This window comes from Pandoraea norimbergensis (genome assembly GCF_001465545.3).
Lineage (GTDB): Bacteria > Pseudomonadota > Gammaproteobacteria > Burkholderiales > Burkholderiaceae > Pandoraea > Pandoraea norimbergensis.
Genome location: NZ_CP013480.3, coordinates 5,556,771 through 5,578,901 on the forward strand (window position 1 = coordinate 5,556,771; position 22,131 = coordinate 5,578,901).

Annotated in this window: 15 protein-coding genes, 2 tRNA genes and 2 rRNA genes; 11 read left to right on the plus strand and 8 right to left on the minus strand. The window is 60.9% G+C overall.

Going from position 1 to position 22,131, the window contains the following annotated elements:
• Nucleotides 1-63 precede the first annotated feature (63 nt).
• From AT302_RS24340 to AT302_RS24365, 6 genes are all read right to left on the minus strand, one after another.
• A 23S ribosomal RNA gene (locus tag AT302_RS24340) occupies nt 64-2,942 on the minus strand.
• Nucleotides 2,943-3,216: 274 nt separating this feature from the next.
• Nucleotides 3,217-3,292: transfer RNA gene (locus tag AT302_RS24345), tRNA-Ala, on the minus strand.
• 44 nt (nt 3,293-3,336) lie between these two features.
• Nucleotides 3,337-3,413: transfer RNA gene (locus AT302_RS24350), tRNA-Ile, on the minus strand.
• A gap of 64 nt (nt 3,414-3,477) precedes the next feature.
• Nucleotides 3,478-5,010: ribosomal RNA gene (locus AT302_RS24355) — 16S ribosomal RNA — on the minus strand.
• Together the 16S and 23S rRNA genes with 2 tRNA genes alongside form the textbook arrangement of a ribosomal RNA operon.
• A gap of 551 nt (nt 5,011-5,561) precedes the next feature.
• Complete coding sequence (locus AT302_RS24360) at nt 5,562-6,362, minus strand: basic amino acid ABC transporter substrate-binding protein (RefSeq protein WP_058376208.1); 801 nt, start codon at nt 6,360-6,362, stop codon at nt 5,562-5,564.
• Between the two features lie 82 nt (nt 6,363-6,444).
• A complete protein-coding gene (locus tag AT302_RS24365; protein WP_058376209.1) occupies nt 6,445-7,224 on the minus strand; it encodes an enoyl-CoA hydratase in 780 nt (259 codons plus the stop codon).
• A gap of 509 nt (nt 7,225-7,733) precedes the next feature.
• Between AT302_RS24365 and paaN the strand changes: the two genes are divergently transcribed.
• From paaN to paaK, 5 genes are all read left to right on the plus strand, one after another.
• Nucleotides 7,734-9,428, plus strand: a complete 1,695-nt coding sequence (gene paaN / locus AT302_RS24370; protein WP_058376210.1) for a phenylacetic acid degradation protein PaaN — start codon at nt 7,734-7,736, stop codon at nt 9,426-9,428.
• 190 nt (nt 9,429-9,618) lie between these two features.
• Nucleotides 9,619-10,821: a 3-oxoadipyl-CoA thiolase gene (gene pcaF, locus AT302_RS24375; RefSeq protein ID WP_058376211.1), complete on the plus strand. Its 1,203-nt coding sequence runs from the start codon at nt 9,619-9,621 to the stop codon at nt 10,819-10,821.
• 79 nt (nt 10,822-10,900) lie between these two features.
• Nucleotides 10,901-11,683 (plus strand): 2-(1,2-epoxy-1,2-dihydrophenyl)acetyl-CoA isomerase PaaG, encoded by a 783-nt coding sequence (gene paaG, locus AT302_RS24380; protein ID WP_058376212.1) that lies wholly within the window; start codon nt 10,901-10,903, stop codon nt 11,681-11,683.
• A 126-nt stretch (nt 11,684-11,809) separates the two neighbouring features.
• Nucleotides 11,810-12,274: a hydroxyphenylacetyl-CoA thioesterase PaaI gene (paaI, locus tag AT302_RS24385; protein WP_058376213.1), complete on the plus strand. Its 465-nt coding sequence runs from the start codon at nt 11,810-11,812 to the stop codon at nt 12,272-12,274.
• A gap of 80 nt (nt 12,275-12,354) precedes the next feature.
• Nucleotides 12,355-13,650, plus strand: a complete 1,296-nt coding sequence (gene paaK, locus AT302_RS24390) for a phenylacetate--CoA ligase PaaK (protein WP_058376214.1) — start codon at nt 12,355-12,357, stop codon at nt 13,648-13,650.
• Between the two features lie 74 nt (nt 13,651-13,724).
• Here the strand turns inward: paaK and mltA are convergent, their stop codons facing one another.
• A complete protein-coding gene (mltA, locus tag AT302_RS24395; RefSeq protein ID WP_058376215.1) occupies nt 13,725-14,867 on the minus strand; it encodes a murein transglycosylase A in 1,143 nt (380 codons plus the stop codon).
• Between mltA and AT302_RS27890 the strand changes: the two genes are divergently transcribed.
• Nucleotides 14,866-15,138: a hypothetical protein gene (locus tag AT302_RS27890; RefSeq protein ID WP_058376216.1), complete on the plus strand. Its 273-nt coding sequence runs from the start codon at nt 14,866-14,868 to the stop codon at nt 15,136-15,138. The genes mltA and AT302_RS27890 overlap by 2 nt on opposite strands.
• 55 nt (nt 15,139-15,193) lie before the next feature.
• On the opposite strand, the gene apaG is transcribed toward AT302_RS27890, so the two are convergent.
• A complete protein-coding gene (gene apaG / locus AT302_RS24405; protein WP_058376217.1) occupies nt 15,194-15,568 on the minus strand; it encodes a Co2+/Mg2+ efflux protein ApaG in 375 nt (124 codons plus the stop codon).
• Between the two features lie 219 nt (nt 15,569-15,787).
• Between apaG and rpe the strand changes: the two genes are divergently transcribed.
• The 5 genes from rpe (at nt 15,788) to AT302_RS24430 (ending at nt 22,130) form a co-directional block, all read left to right on the plus strand.
• Nucleotides 15,788-16,498: a ribulose-phosphate 3-epimerase gene (gene rpe, locus AT302_RS24410; RefSeq protein ID WP_058376218.1), complete on the plus strand. Its 711-nt coding sequence runs from the start codon at nt 15,788-15,790 to the stop codon at nt 16,496-16,498.
• 10 nt (nt 16,499-16,508) lie between these two features.
• Nucleotides 16,509-17,228: a phosphoglycolate phosphatase gene (locus AT302_RS24415; protein WP_058376219.1), complete on the plus strand. Its 720-nt coding sequence runs from the start codon at nt 16,509-16,511 to the stop codon at nt 17,226-17,228.
• Nucleotides 17,229-17,670: 442 nt separating this feature from the next.
• On the plus strand, nt 17,671-19,176 hold the full coding sequence (trpE, locus tag AT302_RS24420; protein WP_058376220.1) for an anthranilate synthase component I: 1,506 nt from the start codon (nt 17,671-17,673) through the stop codon (nt 19,174-19,176).
• 267 nt (nt 19,177-19,443) lie between these two features.
• The gene (locus tag AT302_RS24425) at nt 19,444-21,039 is read left to right on the plus strand and encodes an efflux transporter outer membrane subunit (protein WP_064675003.1); all 1,596 of its coding nucleotides are present in this window, start codon (nt 19,444-19,446) and stop codon (nt 21,037-21,039) included.
• Between the two features lie 17 nt (nt 21,040-21,056).
• Complete coding sequence (locus AT302_RS24430; protein WP_058376221.1) at nt 21,057-22,130, plus strand: HlyD family secretion protein; 1,074 nt, start codon at nt 21,057-21,059, stop codon at nt 22,128-22,130.
• Nucleotide 22,131 lies beyond the last annotated feature (1 nt).

Consider the following 22,131-nt stretch of genomic DNA (forward strand, 5'->3'; position numbering starts at 1 on the left):
GTGAGCGTATCAGCCTCGTTATGGGCACACGCAACTCACACCAGCACAAAACACACTGGTTATAGGATCAAGCCTTACGGGCAATTAGTATCAGTTAGCTTAACGCATTACTGCGCTTCCACACCTGACCTATCAACGTCCTGGTCTTGAACGACCCTTCAAAGGAATCGAGTTCCTAGGGAAGTCTCATCTTAAGGCGAGTTTCCCGCTTAGATGCTTTCAGCGGTTATCTCTTCCGAACATAGCTACCCGGCGATGCCACTGGCGTGACAACCGGTACACCAGAGGTTCGTCCACTCCGGTCCTCTCGTACTAGGAGCAGCCCCCTTCAAACTTCCAACGCCCACGGCAGATAGGGACCAAACTGTCTCACGACGTTTTAAACCCAGCTCACGTACCTCTTTAAATGGCGAACAGCCATACCCTTGGGACCGGCTACAGCCCCAGGATGAGATGAGCCGACATCGAGGTGCCAAACACCGCCGTCGATATGAACTCTTGGGCGGTATCAGCCTGTTATCCCCAGAGTACCTTTTATCCGTTGAGCGATGGCCCTTCCATACAGAACCACCGGATCACTATGACCTGCTTTCGCACCTGCTCGACTTGTCAGTCTCGCAGTTAAGCACGCTTTTGCCATTGCACTATCAGCACGATTTCCGACCGTACCTAGCGTACCTTCGTACTCCTCCGTTACACTTTGGGAGGAGACCGCCCCAGTCAAACTGCCTACCATGCACTGTCCCCGATCCGGATTACGGACCTAGGTTAGAACCTCAAACAAACCAGGGTGGTATTTCAAGGATGGCTCCACAGAAACTAGCGTTCCTGCTTCAAAGCCTCCCACCTATCCTACACAGACCGGTTCAAAGTCCAATGCAAAGCTACAGTAAAGGTTCATGGGGTCTTTCCGTCTAGCCGCGGGTAGATTGCATCATCACAAACACTTCAACTTCGCTGAGTCTCGGGAGGAGACAGTGTGGCCATCGTTACGCCATTCGTGCAGGTCGGAACTTACCCGACAAGGAATTTCGCTACCTTAGGACCGTTATAGTTACGGCCGCCGTTTACCGGGACTTCAATCAAGAGCTTGCACCCCATCATTTAATCTTCCGGCACCGGGCAGGCGTCACACCCTATACGTCCACTTTCGTGTTTGCAGAGTGCTGTGTTTTTATTAAACAGTCGCAGCCACCAGTTTATTGCAACCCTTTCACCCTCCTGGCGCAGGCCAGTCAAGCTACAAGGGCGTACCTTATCCCGAAGTTACGGTACCAATTTGCCGAGTTCCTTCTCCCGAGTTCTCTCAAGCGCCTTAGAATACTCATCTCGCCCACCTGTGTCGGTTTGCGGTACGGTCTCGTATGACTGAAGCTTAGAGGCTTTTCTTGGAACCACTTCCAATTGCTTCGTGAACAAGTTCACTCGCCCCATATCCTTGAATTCCGCGCCCGGATTTGCCTAAGCGCCTTCTCCAATACAGGGACCGGGACTTCCAACACCCGGACAACCTTCCGCGATCCGTCCCCCCATCGCATCATACGACGGTGCAGGAATATTAACCTGCTTCCCATCAGCTACGCATCTCTGCCTCGCCTTAGGGGCCGACTCACCCTACGCCGATGAACGTTGCGTAGGAAACCTTGGGCTTACGGCGAGGGGGCCTTTCACCCCCTTTATCGCTACTCATGTCAGCATTCGCACTTCTGATACCTCCAGCATCCTTCACAAGACACCTTCACAGGCTTACAGAACGCTCTCCTACCATGCGAGCAAGCTCGCATCCGCAGCTTCGGTATATTGCTTAGCCCCGTTACATCTTCCGCGCAGGACGACTCGATCAGTGAGCTATTACGCTTTCTTTAAAGGGTGGCTGCTTCTAAGCCAACCTCCTGACTGTTTTAGCCTTCCCACTTCGTTTCCCACTTAGCAATATTTAGGGACCTTAGCTGGCGGTCTGGGTTGTTTCCCTCTTGACACCGGACGTTAGCACCCGATGTCTGTCTCCCGTGATTGCACTCTTCGGTATTCGGAGTTTGCTATGGCGAAGTAATCCGCAATGGACCCTTCAACCATGACAGTGCTCTACCCCCGAAGGTGATACACGAGGCACTACCTAAATAGTTTTCGGAGAGAACCAGCTATTTCCAAGTTTGTTTAGCCTTTCACCCCTATCCACAGCTCATCCCCTAATTTTTCAACATTAGTGGGTTCGGACCTCCAGTACGTGTTACCGCACCTTCATCCTGGCCATGGATAGATCACTTGGTTTCGGGTCTACACCCAGCGACTGAACGCCCTATTCGGACTCGCTTTCGCTACGCCTTCCCTATTCGGTTAAGCTTGCCACTGAATGTAAGTCGCTGACCCATTATACAAAAGGTACGCCGTCACCCCTTACGAGGCTCCGACTGTTTGTATGCATGCGGTTTCAGGATCTATTTCACTCCCCTCCCGGGGTTCTTTTCGCCTTTCCCTCACGGTACTGGTTCACTATCGGTCGATTACGAGTATTTAGCCTTGGAGGATGGTCCCCCCATCTTCAGACAGGATTTCACGTGTCCCGCCCTACTTTTCTCAAGCTTAGTTCCACACCAGGGTTTTCTCATACGGGGCTATCACCCACTATGGCCGGACTTTCCATTCCGTTTTGATAACACCGGTGCTAAATCTTGAAGGCTGGTCCCATTTCGCTCGCCACTACTTTGGGAATCTCGGTTGATTTCTTTTCCTGCAGCTACTTAGATGTTTCAGTTCGCCGCGTTCGCTTCGCTAGACCTATGTATTCAGTCTAGGATGACCCATTCGGGCCGGGTTTCCCCATTCGGACATTTGTGGATCAAAGCTTATTTGCCAGCTCCCCACAACTTTTCGCAGGCTATCGCGTCCTTCATCGCCTGTAATCGCCAAGGCATCCACCACATGCACTTATTCGCTTGACCCTATAACGAGAATGTCTCGTTACAGGTTGAGTTTTAGCGTTGTGCCGTATTCCAAGTCATCTTTCGATCACTTAAATACTAGTTGATACAATCACAACCCGTACAATTTCCACGCGCCATCTCTAACGCGTTTCCGTTGTACTACTACTTCTTCTAAATTGTTAAAGAACAAATAACTGCATGACATTGCTGTCATTCAAAAACATTCACATTCGTTGGGATTTACCGCAGACGTAAAAGCTTTTGACTGACATCGATGTGTGATCTAAGGAATTGGTGGAGGCAGACGGGATCGAACCGACGACCCCCTGCTTGCAAAGCAGGTGCTCTCCCAGCTGAGCTATGCCCCCATTTCAAGCCAGTTTCCACCGACTTGGTCAGGCGGTGGTTAGCTTGGTGGGTCTGGAAGGACTTGAACCTTCGACCCCCGCCTTATCAAGACGGTGCTCTAACCACCTGAGCTACAGACCCGACTTAGATCTACGCAGTCAACAACCGATAAGCGTGAACACTCAACTTCCAGTGCATGCTCTAGAAAGGAGGTGATCCAGCCGCAGGTTCCCCTACGGCTACCTTGTTACGACTTCACCCCAGTCATGAATCCTGCCGTGGTAAGCGCCCTCCTTACGGTTAGGCTACCTACTTCTGGCAAAACCCACTCCCATGGTGTGACGGGCGGTGTGTACAAGACCCGGGAACGTATTCACCGCGACATGCTGATCCGCGATTACTAGCGATTCCAACTTCACGCAGTCGAGTTGCAGACTGCGATCCGGACTACGATCGGTTTTCTGGGGTTAGCTCCATCTCGCGATTTGGCAGCCCTCTGTACCGACCATTGTATGACGTGTGAAGCCCTACCCATAAGGGCCATGAGGACTTGACGTCATCCCCACCTTCCTCCGGTTTGTCACCGGCAGTCTCCTTAGAGTGCTCTTGCGTAGCAACTAAGGACAAGGGTTGCGCTCGTTGCGGGACTTAACCCAACATCTCACGACACGAGCTGACGACAGCCATGCAGCACCTGTGTTACGGCTCTCTTTCGAGCACTCTCACCTTTCAGCAAGATTCCGTACATGTCAAGGGTAGGTAAGGTTTTTCGCGTTGCATCGAATTAATCCACATCATCCACCGCTTGTGCGGGTCCCCGTCAATTCCTTTGAGTTTTAATCTTGCGACCGTACTCCCCAGGCGGTCAACTTCACGCGTTAGCTTCGTTACTAAGGAAATGAATCCCCAACAACTAGTTGACATCGTTTAGGGCGTGGACTACCAGGGTATCTAATCCTGTTTGCTCCCCACGCTTTCGTGCATGAGCGTCAGTATTGGCCCAGGGGGCTGCCTTCGCCATCGGTATTCCTCCACATCTCTACGCATTTCACTGCTACACGTGGAATTCTACCCCCCTCTGCCATACTCTAGCCTTGCAGTCACGAATGCAGTTCCCAGGTTAAGCCCGGGGATTTCACATCCGTCTTACAAAACCGCCTGCGCACGCTTTACGCCCAGTAATTCCGATTAACGCTTGCACCCTACGTATTACCGCGGCTGCTGGCACGTAGTTAGCCGGTGCTTATTCTTCCGGTACCGTCATCCCCCCGAGGTATTAACCCAAAGGATTTCTTTCCGGACAAAAGTGCTTTACAACCCGAAGGCCTTCTTCACACACGCGGCATTGCTGGATCAGGCTTTCGCCCATTGTCCAAAATTCCCCACTGCTGCCTCCCGTAGGAGTCTGGGCCGTGTCTCAGTCCCAGTGTGGCTGGTCGTCCTCTCAGACCAGCTACAGATCGTCGCCTTGGTGAGCTTTTACCTCACCAACAAGCTAATCTGACATCGGCTGCTCTTGTAGCACGAGGCCCGAAGGTCCCCCGCTTTCCTCCTCAGAGCGTATGCGGTATTAATCCGGCTTTCGCCGAGCTATCCCCCACTACAAGGTACATTCCGATGTATTACTCACCCGTTCGCCACTCGCCACCAGGTGCAAGCACCCGTGCTGCCGTTCGACTTGCATGTGTAAGGCATGCCGCCAGCGTTCAATCTGAGCCAGGATCAAACTCTTCAGTTTAAACCTGTTACTGTTTTCGGTTTTTCGTGATAAATCACTTGAACCGGTCGCTCTCAAAGTATGCTGACAAGTTAATTACTTAACTTACCTATTACTATGTGAGCCTCAATAAATTTAAAGCTTATCTGCCGAAGCAGACGCACTTTTCATCGAGTGCCCACACTTATCGGTTGTTCAATTTTTAAAGATCAATCGCTTCGAACTTCGCTTCGTCGCATCATTACCGCGCCGTCGCTTCGTTTTCTGCGTCGCTGCATCAGCAGCAGAGAAGTGAGATTATGTCGCAGCTTCTCGTCGTCGTCAACAGTTTTTTTCGCTTCTTTTCGTTCGCCGCCGTAGCGACTCACAAGCTCCAAAACCACTAACCACCGGGCTTTCCAGCCCGTCGCTTCCTTCTGCTTCGCTGCTTTCGCTGCGTCGCTGTCGTTGCGAGAGACGGAATATTAGTGAAAACCCCGAACCATGGCAAGCACTTTGTGAAAATAATTTGAAAAGGCATGAAAAAGCCCCGTCGCGACGGGGCTTTTTCCTTATTCCGGACACCTAAGCCGTTACTTCTTGCCGAAGTAGCGCTGATAAATGGTGTCGTACGTGCCGTCAGCCTTGATCGCTTCGATCCCTTTGTTGATCTTCGCGAGCAACTCGGCATCGCCCTTGCGCACGGCAATCCCGTAATACTCCTTCGGGAAGTTGCTGTCCGCCACGGTGCGCAGGCTGGCATTGGGATTGTTCGCGATGAAGTTCACCACGACGCCGTTATCAGCCACCACCGCATCGACACCCCCCGCTTCCAGTTCCTTCATGGCGAGCGGCGTGCCCTCGAAGCGTTTGACCGCCGGGTTGTTCTTGCCCATCAGCTTCTGCACGACTTCATCCCCCGTCGTGGCCGTCTGCACGCCCACCTTGAGCGACTTCAGATCGTCAAAGCTCTTCACGCTGGAGCTGGCCGGCACGGCAATCAATTGCGACGCTTCGAAATAAGGCGTCGAGAAGTCCATTTGCTTGCGGCGCTCATCGGTAATCGTGATCGCCGAGATCAGGATGTCGCGATCGCCCTGCACCAGTGAATTGAAAATGCCCTCGAACGGCGTGTTGATGAACCGCACCGCAATGCCCGCCTTGTCAGCGACGGCCTTCATCACATCGATATCGAAGCCGGCGATCTGCCGGGTGTCGGTCTCATATTCGAACGGCGCATAGGCTGCGTCCGAACCCACGACGTAGACAGGCTGGGAACCATCCGGCCCGACCGAGCGGCCGGCAGCCGTTTCTTCTTTCTTCCCGCAGGCACCCAACAACAGCCCGGAAGACACCACCAGGGCCAGCGCAAATGCACGTCGCTTCATCGACATCGTCTCGTCCTTGCTGAAAAAACCGGCAGACTAACATACGACGGCCTCCAAAAAGGAGGCCGTCACAGTTTCTCACTCAGTTTCAGCGATGCTTGAAAACCGGCTTACGTTTTTCAACAAACGCCGCCATGCCTTCCTTCTGATCTTCAAGCGCAAACAAAGAATGGAACAGACGGCGCTCGAATTGCACGCCTTCATCCAGCGTCGATTCGAAAGCGCGATTCACGGCTTCCTTGGCTGCCATCACCACCGGCAGCGAGTATTCGCAAATCGTATTGGCCGCGCCCAGCGCTTCATCGAGCAACGTCGCGACCGGCACCACGCGCGACACCAACCCAGCGCGCTCCGCTTCGGCAGCGTCCATGAATCGCGCCGTCAGGCACATATCCATCGCCTTCGCCTTCGACACCGCGCGCGTCAGGCGTTGCGTGCCGCCTGCGCCCGGGATCACGCCGAGCTTGATTTCCGGCTGACCGAACTTGGCGTTGTCCGCGGCAATGATGAAGTCGCACATCATGGCCAGTTCGCACCCGCCGCCCAGCGCAAAACCCGAGACCGCCGCGATCACCGGCTTACGGATACGACGCACCGTCTCCCAGTTGCGCGTGATGTAGTCGCCCTTGAAGACATCGGCGAAGGTGTACTTCGACATCATGCCGATGTCGGCGCCCGCCGCGAATGCCTTCTCGCTGCCCGTGATCACCATGCAGCCGATCGCCTCGTCGGCGTCGAACGCCGTCAGCGCGGCGCCCAGTTCGTCCATCAGCGCATCATTCAGCGCGTTGAGGGCCTTCGGGCGGTTCAGCGTGATCAGACCGACGCGGCCACGCGTCTCCACCAGAATGTTCTCGTACGTCGTCATCCTCTTGTTCCTCCAGTCAAAGTCTCGTCTTGTGATTCAGGGGCTGGCATCTGCGCGACGTTTATGACAGCAGCGTCGGCGCAGTCACCGGAAACAGCCATAAGGCATAAGGCGATGGGCACGCTGCCGGCTCACGGGAGCATGGCAGCACGGCGGCGCGGGCGGCAGACCATGGATTGCGGCCGGCCGGGCGTCGACTGTAGTGGATAGGCATGATGCCATCGTTCCCCCGCCCACGCACCTCCCGTTCCGCCATGCAAACGGCCCGCCGGACACCGCCCCGCCGCCCCTTCGCACCACTGAAAAATTCGGGGAAAACCCGGCGTCATGACCTGCCACGCCCGAAAGATTTGATGCTATATTAACAAACCAACCGGTCGGTCAATTAATGTTGATGACGACCGAATGACAGCATGCCGTCTCCGCCGCCCGCAAGTCCTCGCTCGCGAGGGGGTGCGGGCAGACAGCGAACCCGCCAGCCGCACTCCGATACGGATAGACCCGCCACCATGACCCATCCCCTCTTCGCCAAACACCAAGAGACCCTTGAGCGCGCCCTTCAGGCCATCGCCACGCGTGGATACTGGAGCCCGTTTACCGAGATGCCGAGCCCGCGCGCCTATGGCGAGACGGCCGCCGCCGACGGTGAAGCCGCCTTCAAGCAGTATCTGAACGCCGCCTTCCCGCTCGAACAGCGCGGCAGCACCGGTAGCGCCGGTCAGGAAGCCTCGCCGTTCGGCTTCGCGCTCGGCACGACCTACCCCGGCTTCGAAATCGACACCCTGCTCGCCCGCGTGAGCGAAGCGCACAAGACGTACCGCGCCGCCACCCCGGACGCCTGGGTCGGTGTGTCGCTCGAAATTCTCAAGCGCCTGAATGCGCGCAGCTTCGAAATGGCCAACGCCGTGATGCACACGACCGGCCAGGCCTTCATGATGGCGTTTCAAGCCGGCGGCCCGCACGCGCAAGACCGTGGCCTCGAAGCCGTGGCCTACGCCTGGGACGAACTGCGCCGCATCCCCGCCGACGCCTACTGGGAAAAGCCGCAAGGCAAGAACCCGCCGCTCGCGATGGAAAAGCGCTACACCGTCGTGCCGCGTGGCGTCGCGCTGGTCCTCGGCTGCTGCACGTTCCCGACGTGGAACGGCTACCCCGGCTTGTTTGCCAGCCTCGCCACCGGCAACGCCGTGATCGTCAAGCCGCACCCGGGCGCAATTCTGCCGCTCGCCATTACCGTGAAGATCGCCCGTGAAGTGCTGGCCGAAGCCGGCTTCGATCCGGACGTGGTGACGCTTGCCGCGACCAACCCAAATGACGGCGAAATCGTCCAGCAACTGGCCAAGCGCGGCGAAGTGCGCGTGATCGACTTCACCGGCAGCACGGCCAACGGCGACTGGCTCGAAACCAACGCCCGTCAGGCGCAGGTCTTCACCGAGAAGGCCGGTGTGAACCAGATCGTGATCGACTCGGCCGACGACCTCAAGGGCGTGGCACGCAACATCGGCTTCTCGCTCGCCCTGTACTCGGGCCAGATGTGCACGGCACCGCAGAACATCTACATCCCGCGCGACGGCATCCAGACGGCGGAAGGCAAGGTGTCGTTCGACGACGTCGTCGCCGCCATTGCCGGCAGCGTGCAAAAGACATGCAGCGACCCCGCCAAGGCCGTCGAACTGCTCGGCGCCATTCAGAACGAAGGCGTGCTCGCCCGTATCGACGAAGCCCGCAAGGTCGGCCGCGTCGTGCTCGACAGCCAGACGCTGCAACACCCGGCCTTCGCCGATGCCCGCGTGCGCACGCCGCTGATCGTGGCGCTCGATGTGGCCGACGAAGCCGTCTACACCCGTGAATGGTTCGGCCCGATCGCCTTCGTGATCGCCGTGGACAGCGCCAAGCAAGCCTTCGAACTGGCCGGCCGTATTGCCGCCGAACATGGCGCACTGACGCTGTCGGCTTACACGACGTCCGCCGAAGGGGAAGCTCAGGCACTCGACGCCGCCATCGAAGGCCGCGTGGCTCTGTCGTTGAATCTGACCGGCGGTGTGTTCGTGAACCAGTCGGCGGCGTACTCGGACTACCACGGCACGGGCGGCAACCCGGCCGCCAACGCCAGCCTCGCCGACGCGGCCTTCGTCGCCAATCGCTTCCGTGTCGTGCAGAGCCGCCACCACGTGCCGGCCAAGTCCGACGCGGGCGCAGCTTAAGACAGCCAGACGACACCCGAGCGACACAGCACCCTTCTATATATAGAGCGCGAGCGCGCGCACCGGCAGCGGGAAGTCACTACCATAGTGACTCCTCGCGGCACGGTGATACCGGTGACATCCGAGGCGATCTCCGCCCGACGCCACTGCCCTGCGCGAACCCCGCCTTCCAAGACAGGAACGAGACATCATGACCGAAGCCTTTATCTGCGACGCGATCCGCACCCCCATCGGCCGTTACGGCGGTGCCCTGAAGGACGTTCGCGCCGACAACCTCGGTGCCATCCCCCTCAAGGCGCTCATGGCGCGCAATCCGAACGTAGACTGGCGCGCGATCGATGACGTGATCTACGGCTGCGCGAATCAGGCAGGTGAAGACAACCGCAACGTCGCACGCATGGCCGCCCTGCTGGCCGAATTGCCGATCGACGTGCCGGGCGCCACGCTCAACCGTCTGTGCGGCTCGGGTATGGACGCCATCGGCAGCGCCGCGCGCGCGATCAAGGCAGGCGAAGCCGGCCTGATGATCGCGGGTGGTGTCGAGTCGATGACCCGCGCGCCGTTCGTGATGGGCAAGGCCGACAGCGCGTTTGCGCGTCAGGCCGCCATCTTCGACACGACCATCGGCTGGCGTTTCATCAACCCGCTGATGAAGGCGCAATACGGTGTGGACTCGATGCCGGAGACGGCCGAGAACGTCGCCGACGACTTCAAGATCAGCCGCGCCGATCAGGATCTGTTCGCCCTGCGCAGCCAAGAGAAGGCCGCTCGTGCGCAAGCCGACGGCACGCTGGCACAAGAAATCACGCCGGTCTCGATCGCCCAGAAGAAGGGGGATCCGATCGTTGTCGAACACGACGAGCATCCGCGCGCGACCAGCCTCGAATCGCTGGCCAAGCTCAAGGGCGTCGTACGCCCGGACGGCACCGTGACCGCCGGCAATGCCTCGGGCGTGAACGACGGCGCATGCGCCCTGCTGCTGGCCAGCGAAAGCGCCGCCAAGCTGCATGGCCTGACGCCGCGCGCTCGCGTGCTGGGGATGGCGACGGCCGGCGTGGCACCGCGCATCATGGGCATCGGCCCGGCGCCGGCGACCGTCAAGCTGCTCAAGCAACTCGGCATGACGCTCGACCAGTTCGACGTGATCGAACTGAACGAAGCCTTCGCGAGCCAAGGGCTGGCGGTGCTGCGTCAACTCGGCATTGCCGACGACGACGCCCGCGTGAACCCGAACGGCGGCGCCATTGCACTGGGCCACCCGCTCGGCGCTTCGGGTGCCCGTCTCGTGACGACCGCGATGTATCAACTGCACCGCACCGGTGGCCGCTACGCCCTGTGCACGATGTGCATCGGCGTGGGTCAGGGTATCGCCATCGCCATTGAGCGTGTCTGATCGCACTTGAGTCCATTGGCGCGCGTGGCCATAACGATTTGACCACGCGCCTGCACGAGACACCCGGAGGAAGCCCCCGATGACTGCCACGATTCAACTGACGCTGGAAGCCAACGTCGCCACGATCACGCTCAACCGCCCGGAGAAGCTCAACAGCTTCACGCGGCAGATGCACGCCGAACTTCGCGAGGCCCTCGACGCCGCACAGGCACAGGGCGCACGCGCCATTGTGCTGACCGGCGCCGGACGCGGTTTCTGCGCGGGACAGGATCTGGCGGATCTCGACTTCACGCCGGGCGCCTCGACCGATTTGGGCGCGCTGATCGACGAGAACTTCAACCCGCTGGTACGCAAACTGCGCGCGATGCCGATGCCGGTGATTGCTGCCGTGAACGGCATTGCCGCGGGCGCGGGCGCCAATCTGGCGCTGGCTTGCGACATCGTGCTCGCCGCCAGTTCGGCGAACTTCCTGCAAGCGTTCGTGAAGATCGGCCTGCTGCCGGACACGGGCGGTACGTGGTTCCTGCCGCAACGTATCGGCATGGCACGGGCGATGGCGTTGGCGATGCTCGGCGACAAGCTCTCGGCCGAACAAGCTGCCGAGTGGGGCCTGATCTGGCGCTGCGTCGACGACGACGCGCTGACGGCCGAAGCCAACAAGCTCGCCACGCATCTCGCGACGCAACCGACGCGCGCGCTCGCCACCATCAAGGAAGCGCTGTATGCGTCGGCCACCAACACGCTCGATCAGCAACTCGATCTCGAGCGCGACGGCCAGCGTGCGCTGGGCGCGTCATATGACTACGCCGAAGGCGTGAACGCGTTCCTCGAAAAGCGCGCACCGAAGTTCGAAGGCCGCTGATTTTTCAGCACCGAAATAGCATTCGAAGAAAAAGCAGCGACGCACACGAACCGCCAAAACCACACGCGCCGCGCGAGAGACCAGACCACAAGAAGACTTAACAAGACTCACGAGACGAGAGACACCATGAGCCTGACCGCCCCCGCAGGAAACGCCGCATCCCCGGAAACCCTGTCGCCCGAAGCCCTGGCCCGTGCCACCGGCGAGGCGATGTACAGCACCGACCGCGCCAGCCAGTGGCTCGGCATGGAGTTGCAGGAAGTGCGCCCGGGCTACGCGCGCATGACAATGCGCGTGCGCGACGAATTTCTCAACGGTCATGCGATCTGCCACGGTGGCCTCATGTTCACGCTGGCCGACTCGACCTTCGCGTTCGCCTGCAACAGCTACAACATCAACACGGTCGCGGCCGGTTGCAGCATCGAATTCCTGAAGCCGGTCTTCGGCGGCGACACGCTCACGGCCGAAGCGCAGGAACAACTGCTGTCGGGCCGTCACGGCATCTACGACATTCGCGTGACCAACTCGGCAGGCGAAGTGGTGGCGATGTTCCGGGGCAAGTCCGCCCAGATCAAGGGCAGCGTCATCTGACGCCGTCTGGCAGTGCGCGAGCCCGCGCTCGCGAGCAAAACCAACAGTATGTGTAAGACGTAAGCCCCAAGGAGACAGACATGACCACCGCCTTGCCGCTCGATCCGATCGAGAAAGCGAGCCTCGACGAACTGCGCGCCCTCCAGCTCCAACGGCTGAAGACCACGCTGCGGCATGCCTATGAGAACTCGCCGGTGTACCGGCGCAAGTTCGACGAGGCCGGCGTCCATCCGGATGATCTGAACACACTGGCCGATCTGGCCAAGTTCCCGTTCACGACCAAGAAGGATCTGCGCGACAGCTATCCGTTCGGCATGTTTGCCGTGCCGATGGAACAGGTCTCGCGCATTCACGCCTCGTCGGGCACGACGGGCAAGCCGACGGTGGTCGGTTACACAGCCAACGACATCAGCACGTGGGCCGATCTGGTGGCCCGCTCGATTCGCGCTTCGGGCGCACGTCGCGGCGACAAAGTGCACGTGAGCTACGGCTATGGCCTGTTCACGGGCGGTCTCGGTGCCCACTACGGTGCCGAGCGCGCCGGCCTGACGGTGATTCCGTTCGGCGGCGGCCAGACCGAGAAGCAGGTGCAACTGATTCAGGACTTCAAGCCCGACATCATCATGGTCACGCCGAGCTACATGCTCGCGATTGCCGACGAGCTTGAGCGTCAGGGCATGGCAGCCTCTGAGTCGTCGCTGCGCATCGGTATCTTCGGCGCCGAGCCGTGGACCAACGACATGCGTCTGGCGATCGAGAAGCGCATGGGCATCGACGCGGTCGACATCTACGGCTTGTCGGAAGTGATGGGCCCGGGTGTGGCGTGCGAATGCGCCGAGACCAAGGACGGCCCGACGATCTGGGAAGATCATTTCTTCCCGGAAATCATCGATCCGGAAACGGGCGAAGTGGTGCCCGATGGCGAATTCGGCGAACTGGTGTTCACGTCGCTCACGAAGGAAGCGCTGCCAATCATCCGTTACCGCACGCGCGATCTGACGCGTCTGCTGCCGGGTACGGCACGCACGATGCGCCGCATGGAGAAGATCACCGGCCGCTCGGACGACATGATGATCATCCGTGGCGTGAACGTCTTCCCGTCACAGATCGAAGAGTTGCTGCTGCGCCAGCCGGTGCTCTCGCCGCACTATCAGATCGTGCTGGACAAGGAAGGCCCGATGGACACGATGGAAGTGGACGTCGAAGCCGCCGTGGGTTGCCATGACGACGCGGCACTGAAGTCGGCGGGCAGCGAGCTCAAGCGCGACATCAAGACGCTGATCGGTGTGTCGTGCGCGGTGCGTGTGCGTCCAGTGGGCGGCATCGAGCGCTCGGTCGGCAAGGCACGCCGGGTGGTGGATAAGCGTCCGCGTTGAGCGGCGCGTTTCTCGCTAATCGCCCATAAGAAAAAAGCCCGCGAAACTCGCGGGCTTTTTTCATTGGGCTTCTTTCATTGATTCGGCAGAAACACCCACATGCGGCCACTCTGCCGCATGCGGCCGGCCAGATCGCCGGCGTCGTCGCCCAACCCCCAGAAGAAGTCGGCACGCACGCCGCCCTTGATGGCGCTGCCAGTGTCCTGCGCGAACATCAGGCGATTGATCGGCGCGTTGGCCTGAGGCCCGAACGGCGGACGCGTGGTCGAGAGAAACACCGGGCTGCCCAGCGGAATCGACGCGGGGTCAACGGCAATCGAGCGCTCGGCGGTCAGCGGCACGCCCAAGGCACCCACCGGCCCTTCGATCCCGCCCACGCCATGATTCGGCATTTCGCGGAAAAACACGAAGCGCGGGTTCACGTCGAGCAACGCATCGACACGCGACGGATTGGCGCGCGCCCACGCACGAATGCCCTGCATCGTCGCCTGCGCCGCAGTGATCTCGCCACGATCGATGAGCCAGCGGCCGATCGACTTGTACGGCTGGTCGTTGTTGCCGCCGTAGCCCACGCGCATCACCGTACCGTCATCGAGCAGCACCTGACCGGAGCCCTGCACTTGCAGGAAGAACGCCTCGATGGGGTCGTCCACATAGACCAGCTCGTTGCCGCGCAGGATACCGCTGCGGTTAAGCTCGGCGCGCGCGGGCAGCGAGCCCACCTTGCGTCCGGCTGGCCAGCGGTAGAGCGGCGTCTGATAGATACCGTTACGCACGCGCGAACCATGCAACAGCGGTTCGTAATAGCCGGTGATCAGGCCCGACTGCGTGCCATCGGAGTTGGCAATACGAAACGGCGTAAAGTATTGCTCGAAGAACTGGCGTACCGACGCCGGGTCGAGATCGTCGAGATGCTCAGACGCACGACAGGCCGGCTGCCATGTGCTCTGCCGGCCCAGCTTGACGCAGGTTTGCGCGAGCGCGAGCCGTGCGCCGATGAGTGAATCGTCCTGCCAGCCGTCGACTTGCGACCACGACACGGCTTGCATGCGGCCAGCCCCGGTTGGTGGCGAAGGCACGTTCGACGGCGGTGTGCCTGGACGATAGGCGTCTTTCGGCGGCACACTCGAACATCCGTACAGCAATGCGGCAAACGCGGCGAGCGCCAGGCCCCGGCCGGCACGCCACCGCCCGAACACATTCAGGGAAAGCATCATGGGTAATTTGTTCGATGAATATCCGGCCTTGCTGGTCTTGCCGGAAGTCTTGCTGGCGATCGTGATCGTCGCCGCGATTGTTGTGATGCGTCGCAGGCCCTCGCCCACGCGCCGGGTGCGCCAGATGCGGGAAGCGCCGGCGCGTCCGGTCAGACCGATGCCGAGCGATACGGTCGACGGCATCGATGCCGGTGACCCGGCGGACCGCGCGTCGACCAAGCCGTTGGACGACCCGCTCAAACGCGAAGACTGGTCCGACGACCGCCGCTGATCTGCCTGCTCCGCCTTCCCTGCGTTCCCCGCCTCGCTCATGCCGCCCCTCACCCTCAATGCAGGGTGCGCGGCATGGTAAGCGCAAATTCGGCGATCGGCGCTTCAAAGCGCGTGCCGTCCTCGGCTACGCAGAAATATTCGCCGCGCATGGTGCCGACCGGCGTGCCGACCATGGCCCAGCTCGTGTATTCGAACTGTTCGCCCGGTTGCAGGAACGGTTGATGCCCGACCACGCCCAGGCCGTTGACTTCCTGCACCTTGTTGTCGCCGTCGGTGATGACCCAATGGCGCGAGATCAATTGCGCAGGCACTTCCCCGCTGTTGCGAATCGTGATCGTGTAGGCAAAGGCAAATTGCCGGCGATCCGGTTCCGACTGCTCGGGCAAGTATTGCGGGCGCACCGTGACGGTAAATTCATACTGGCTCATCGGGTGTTCCTATTGCGCATACGTGCGGTATTTGGGTCTGTCTGGTCACGCTGGCCGGGCCGATACCCTCGATTCGGGCACCTGCTGCGCGCCCAGCGCGTGTCGTCTTGATTTGCAAGGCATTCTGCGGCAAGTCGCCGCAGGGGGCAACCGGCTTTCAGACAGGCGTCAGGCGAAAGCTTTAAAATAGCGCTTTTGACGCTCCAGCCCCATCACGCCATGACGCAATTCTGCATCGCCCCCAGCATCCTGTCCGCCGACTTTGCCCGGCTGGGCGAAGAAGTCCGTAACGTCGTGGCCGCCGGTGCCGACTGGATTCACTTCGACGTGATGGACAACCATTACGTTCCCAACCTGACCATCGGCCCGCTGGTCTGCGAAGCGATTCGCCCCCACGTGGACGTGCCTATCGACGTGCACCTGATGGTACGCCCGGTTGACCGTATCGTGCCCGACTTTGCCAAGGCCGGCGCCAATCTGATCACGTTCCACCCGGAAGCCTCGGAACACATCGACCGTACGCTGGGCCTGATTCGCGACAACGGCTGCAAGGCCGGCCTCGTGTTCAACCCGGGCACGCCGCTGAATTACCTCGATCACGTGATGGACCGCCTCGACATGATTCTGATCATGTCGGTCAATCCGGGCTTCGGCGGTCAGTCGTTCATTCCCGAAGCGCTCAACAAGCTGCGCGCGGTGCGTGCCCGTATCGACGCCTACACCGCCGAGACCGGCCGTGAAATCCGTCTGGAAATCGACGGCGGCGTGAAGGTCGACAACATTGCCGAGATCGCCGCGGCCGGTGCCGACACGTTCGTCGCCGGTTCGGCCATTTTCGGCAAACCCGACTATAAGGCGGTAATCGACCAGATGCGCACAGAGCTGGCCAGCGTCGCGAACGCTGCGAAAGCCACCCCCGCCACGAAGTAAGGCCGAGACCATGTCCCTCCCCCCGAACGAGATTCATCTGGACGGCATCCGCGCGGTGCTGATCGACCTCGACGGCACGCTCGTCGACACCGCCGGCGACTTCGGCGTTGCACTGAACGCCATGCTGGCCGACTTGGGGGCTGCCCCTGTGCCGGTCGAGCGCCTGATGACGTTCGTGGGCAAGGGCACGGCCAATCTGGTGCGCAAGACGCTCGCGGAGCGCTTCTCCGAGCCCGAGATCGACGCCCACTTCAGCCGCGCCCAAGACAAGTACGAAGCCGCCTACACGTCGATCAACGGCGAGAACACGGCGCTCTACCCGGAAGTGCGCGAGGGCCTCGCGGCATTGCGCGCCGCCGGGTTGCCGGTGGCCTGCATCACCAACAAGCAGCATCGCTTCGCCATCGGCCTGCTCGAGCACTACGGGCTGCTCGATCAGTTCGACCTCGTGTACGGCGGCGATTCGTGGCCCAAGCGCAAACCCGACCCGATGCCGCTCGTGAAAGCGTGCGAAGCGTTCGGGGTGGCACCGGCACAGGCGGTGCTCGTCGGCGACTCGGGCAACGACGCTCAGGCGGCACGTGCAGCGGGCTGCCGGTCGCTCACGGTGCCGTATGGCTACAACCATGGCGAATCTATACAAACGATTGACACCGATGGTATAGTCGGCTCAATTCTGGGCGCTGCCCGGGCCATCGTGCCCAAGGCGACGCCCTCACTGGCTGGCTGAAACCCTTCAGCGCATTGCCAACTTTCACAGTGCATTCAAACGCATGTTCCTGAACAAGAAACGGAGTCTGAGCGTGATCGACCGGGGGGCCTGGCCCTGGCGACGCTGGTCCTGCTAAACCCTTCTCACAGGGTGGCCGGGACCGCTGGAGCTCGTCTTCAGCAACCCGTTTCTTGCATCGTTGTTGTTCCCAAGATTTATTGCACTCACGCGCCGTTTTGCACGGCGCGCGTCTTCGTCAAGACACGATTCTGTCGTCGCACCGCCGTACGCTTGCGCGTATTGACGGTGCGTGCGCGGACCGGCAGCCGGCGAGGGGTGCACGAGCGATGCAGTTCGACCGCAGGTCGGCCTCCCCGAAATACCTTTCAGGTTTTCTTAACGCCAATCCACGCCGAATCTGCGGGACCACCCGCCGGCAAACTTGCAGGCAGAGTGCACCATGACCGAACTCGAATTCAAATCGCTGGCCAACGAAGGCTATAACCGCATTCCCCTGATCGCCGAAGCCTTCGCCGATCTCGACACGCCGCTCTCGCTCTATCTCAAGCTGGCCTTGGGCGACCGGCGCGGTGCAAACACCTTCCTGCTCGAATCGGTCGTCGGCGGCGAACGCTTCGGCCGCTACTCGTTCATCGGTCTGTCGGCCCACACGCTGCTGCGCAGCTTCGGCCCCAAGACCGAAGTCGTGCGCGACGGCGTCGTCGTCGAGACACACGAAGGCGACCCGCTCGAGTTCATCACCCAATTTCAGGCCCGCTTCAAAGTCGCGCTGCGCCCGGGCATGCCGCGCTTTGCCGGTGGCCTCGCCGGTTACTTCGGCTACGACGCCGTGCGCTACATCGAGAAGAAGCTCGCCCACACCACGCCGCGCGACGACCTGAACCTGCCCGACATCCAATTGCTGCTCACGGAAGAACTCGCCGTGATCGACAACCTGACCGGCAAGCTCTACCTCATCATCTACGCCGACCCGACGCAGCCCGAAGCCTATTCGAAGGCGCGCCTGCGACTGCGCGATCTGCGCGCTCGCCTGAAGGCGCCGGTCGACGCGCCGGTCACCTCCGGCAGCGTGCGTACCGAAACCTTCCGCGAATTCGCCAAGCCCGACTATCTGGCCGCCGTCGCGAAGGCCAAGGAAGCCATCGCTGCCGGTGAACTGATGCAGGTACAGGTCGGCCAGCGCCTGATCAAGCCGTATCGCGACTCGCCGCTCTCGCTGTATCGCGCCCTGCGCTCGCTCAACCCGTCGCCGTATATGTACTTCTACAATTTCGGCGACTTTCAGGTGGTCGGCGCGTCGCCCGAGATCCTCGTGCGTCAGGAGCGTCGCCAAACGCCAGATGGCGTGCATGAAATCGTGACGATCCGCCCGCTCGCCGGCACCCGCCCGCGCGGCGCCACGCCCGAACGCGATGCAGAACTCGCTACCGAATTGCTTGGCGATCCGAAGGAAATTGCCGAACACGTCATGCTCATCGATCTGGCACGTAACGACGTGGGCCGTATCGCGCAAACCGGCACGGTCGAAGTCACCGACAAGATGATCATCGAGAAGTACTCGCACGTTCAGCACATCGTGAGCTCGGTCGAAGGCCGCCTGCAAGACGGCTTGTCGAACATCGACGTGCTTCGCGCGACGTTCCCGGCAGGCACGCTCACCGGCGCACCGAAGGTTCGCGCCATGGAGTTGATCGACGAACTCGAACCTGTCAAGCGTGGCCTGTACGGCGGCGCCGTGGGTTACCTGTCGTTCGGCGGCGAGATGGACGTGGCGATCGCCATTCGCACGGGCATCGTGAAGGACGGCAACCTCTATGTGCAAGCCGCTGCCGGTATCGTGGCCGACTCGGTCCCCGAATCGGAATGGCAAGAGACGGAGAACAAGGCACGCGCCGTGTTGCGCGCTGCCGAGCAGGTGCAGGACGGACTCGACGCCGAGTACTGATCTGCACAACGGTGCAACGCTGCCATGAACGCGTTGCACCAAAGTGAAGCCGGTTGCTGTTTGAAACGCGAGCGCTTTACTTATATTGCATACGAATAAGCAGGGCTCCGAATCGATCCTCTACTCGATTCGGGGCCCTTGTTGATTTAGCACAACCGTTCGCTTTTTTTCGGCCACTTTGGTATACGCCGATTGACGTCACCGAGCTATAGTTGGCAGGTCCTTCGGGAGGCCGAAACATCTATGGCGAAACCATGCAATTCACGTATGCGTTCGGGCGTTGCGAATACCCTCGCACTGTCTGCTAAAGCCGCACTGATCGTCACTGCACTCAGCACATTGAGCGCGTGTATTTCGATGGCGCCCACTTACGAGCGCCCCGCTGCGCCGATCGCAGGCACCTGGGCGTCTGACGCGCCCACGGCACCCACAGCATCCACTTCCGCCACATCGCAGCCCGCCGCCACGCTGAGTTGGGGCGAGTACTTTGCCGATCCGCAGTTACGCAGTCTCATCGAGACCGCGCTGGCCAACAACCGCGACTTGCGCGTGGCGCTCTCGCGCGTCGAGCAGGCACGTGCGGTGTATGGCATTCAACGCGCCGATCTGTTTCCGTCACTGGGCGTAGGCGCGAGCGAAACCCGTCAGCGCCTGCCTGGCGATCTGAGCCTCACCGGCAACCCGTATATCAGCAGTCAATATCAGGTTGGGCTGGGCCTCGCCTCATGGGAACTGGACTTCTGGGGCCGCATTCGCAATCTGAAAGATGCCGCGCTGGACGACTATCTGGCATCCGACGCCTCGCGCCGCGCACTCGAACTGAGCCTGATCTCACAAGTGGCCCAGACCTGGCTGAGTCTGCGCGAATACGACGAGCGCCTCACGCTGGCGCAGCAAACCGTCGATAGCCGCGCCGAGTCGCTGCGCATCTTCACTCGCCGCGAGCAAGTCGGTTCTACGTCGAAGCTCGATCTGACGGAAGTCACCACGCTGTGGCAACAGGCCCGCGCACTCGTCACGCAGCTTGAACAGCAGCGCGCCGTGCAGGCGCATGCCTTGCAGGTACTCGTAGGCGCGCCCATCGATACCTCACCGCGCGCCCTCGACCGTACGGTCGACGACGACGCGCTGATGCGCGATCTCGAACCCGGCCTGCCTTCGGCGTTGCTCGAAGACCGCCCGGACATCATTGCCGCCGAGTACCAACTGCGCGCCGCGCACGCAAACATCGGCGCCGCGCGTGCCGCGTTCTTCCCGCAGATCACGCTCACCGGGTCGGTGGGCACGGCCAGCAGCGCCCTCGACGGTCTATTCAAGGCCGGCAGTGCCGCGTGGGCGTTCACGCCGAGCATCAACATCCCGATCTTTCAGGGCGGGCGTCTCGTGAACAATCTCGATCTGGCCGAAGCGCGACGTGTGGAGTCGGTCGCGAACTATGAGAAGACGATTCAGGGCGCATTTCGCGATGTGGCCGACGCATTGAGTGCACGTCACTGGCTCGCCCAGCAGGTCACGATTCTGCAAGCGACGCAGGACGCGCAAGCTGAGCGCGCTCGCTTGGCCAAATTGCGTTACGACCACGGCGCCGCAGCCTTCCTCGAAGTGCTCGACGCCCAGCGCGATTTACTCGCTATCGAACAACAGACGGTGCAGACGCGCCGCGCGCTGCTCTCGGCGCGCGTCTCGCTCTACTCAGCGCTTGGCGGCGGCAGCCGCCTGATGCCCGCGGCCGACGCGCCCGGCGGCCCGTTCGCACGCACGCCGCGTGTGATCGTGCCCTCGACGCAAAGCGTTGACGGTACGACAGGCACGGCAGGCACAGCAGCCACGGCAACCGCAGCGCCCGCGCAGCCCGTCCAATAATCAAGAGGTCAACGAACATGACGCTTCCGAACGCCAAGAAACTGGTTCCCGCACTGATCGTACTGGTCGTCGTCGGTCTGGGTTGGTACGGATGGAAGACCTACAGCCACACCGGCCCGGGTGCGGGCTTTGCCAGCGGCAACGGACGCATTGAGGCCACCGAAGTCGACGTCGCGACCAAGCTCGGCGGCCGCGTGCTGGATATCTACGTGAAGGAAGGCGACTTCGTCAAAGCGGGGCAAGTGCTCGCCAAGATGCAGATCGACACCCTCAACGCGCAGCGTGACGAAGCGCGTGCGCAGTATCAGCAGGCCGTCACCAACGTCGCGGCGATTCAGGCACAAGCAGCGGCAAGGGTGTCGGACAAGGCCACGGCAGAAGCCAACGCCGCCGCACGCGAAGCCGAACTCGATGCCGCACAACGCCGTCTCGCCCGCTCGGAAACTCTCTCGAAAGAAGGCGCGTCGTCGGTGCAGGAACTCGATGACGACCGCGCGCGCGTGCGCAGTTCGCGCGCTGCCGTGAACGCGGCCCGCGCACAGATCGCCGCCGCGCAATCGGCAGTGGAAGCGGCCAACGCACAGGTCACCGGTGCCAAGTCGACGGTCGAAGCTGCGCAAGCCACCGTCAACCGCATCGAAGCCGACATCGCTGACAGCGACCTGAAGGCCCCGCGCGACGGGCGCGTGCAATACCGCGTGGCGCAACCCGGCGAAGTCCTGGCGGCCGGTGGCAAGGTGCTGAATCTGGTCGATCTGTCGGACGTGTACATGACGTTCTTCCTGCCCGAGACCGTGGCCGGGCGTCTCGCCATGGGTGCCGAAGCGCGCATCGTTCTCGACGCCGCGCCGCAGTACGTCATTCCCGCGAGCATCTCGTTCGTCTCGAGCACCGCGCAGTTCACACCGAAGACGGTGGAAACCGAGAGCGAGCGCCAGAAGCTGATGTTCCGCGTGCGCGCGCAAATTTCGCCCGAACTTCTGCAACAGCATCTGAAACTCGTGAAGACCGGCCTGCCGGGCGTCGCGTGGGTGAAGACCGATAGTCAGGAAGCGTGGCCGGCCCAGTTGCAGACCAAGCTCCCGCAGTGAG

Excerpts from the sequence above, each read along its gene's own strand:
- AT302_RS24415 (WP_058376219.1), top strand. The coding sequence starts at position 16,509 with ATGTCCCTCCCCCCGAACGAGATTCATCTGGACGGCATCCGCGCGGTG.
- AT302_RS24430 (WP_058376221.1), top strand. The coding sequence starts at position 21,057 with ATGACGCTTCCGAACGCCAAGAAACTGGTTCCCGCACTGATCGTACTG.
- AT302_RS24360 (WP_058376208.1), bottom strand. The coding sequence starts at position 6,362 with ATGTCGATGAAGCGACGTGCATTTGCGCTGGCCCTGGTGGTGTCTTCC.
- mltA (WP_058376215.1), bottom strand. The coding sequence starts at position 14,867 with ATGATGCTTTCCCTGAATGTGTTCGGGCGGTGGCGTGCCGGCCGGGGC.
- paaG (WP_058376212.1), top strand. The coding sequence starts at position 10,901 with ATGACTGCCACGATTCAACTGACGCTGGAAGCCAACGTCGCCACGATC.
- rpe (WP_058376218.1), top strand. The coding sequence starts at position 15,788 with ATGACGCAATTCTGCATCGCCCCCAGCATCCTGTCCGCCGACTTTGCC.
- AT302_RS24365 (WP_058376209.1), bottom strand. The coding sequence starts at position 7,224 with ATGACGACGTACGAGAACATTCTGGTGGAGACGCGTGGCCGCGTCGGT.
- apaG (WP_058376217.1), bottom strand. The coding sequence starts at position 15,568 with ATGAGCCAGTATGAATTTACCGTCACGGTGCGCCCGCAATACTTGCCC.
- AT302_RS27890 (WP_058376216.1), top strand. The coding sequence starts at position 14,866 with ATGGGTAATTTGTTCGATGAATATCCGGCCTTGCTGGTCTTGCCGGAA.
- paaI (WP_058376213.1), top strand. The coding sequence starts at position 11,810 with ATGAGCCTGACCGCCCCCGCAGGAAACGCCGCATCCCCGGAAACCCTG.
- paaK (WP_058376214.1), top strand. The coding sequence starts at position 12,355 with ATGACCACCGCCTTGCCGCTCGATCCGATCGAGAAAGCGAGCCTCGAC.
- pcaF (WP_058376211.1), top strand. The coding sequence starts at position 9,619 with ATGACCGAAGCCTTTATCTGCGACGCGATCCGCACCCCCATCGGCCGT.
- AT302_RS24425 (WP_064675003.1), top strand. The coding sequence starts at position 19,444 with ATGCGTTCGGGCGTTGCGAATACCCTCGCACTGTCTGCTAAAGCCGCA.
- trpE (WP_058376220.1), top strand. The coding sequence starts at position 17,671 with ATGACCGAACTCGAATTCAAATCGCTGGCCAACGAAGGCTATAACCGC.
- paaN (WP_058376210.1), top strand. The coding sequence starts at position 7,734 with ATGACCCATCCCCTCTTCGCCAAACACCAAGAGACCCTTGAGCGCGCC.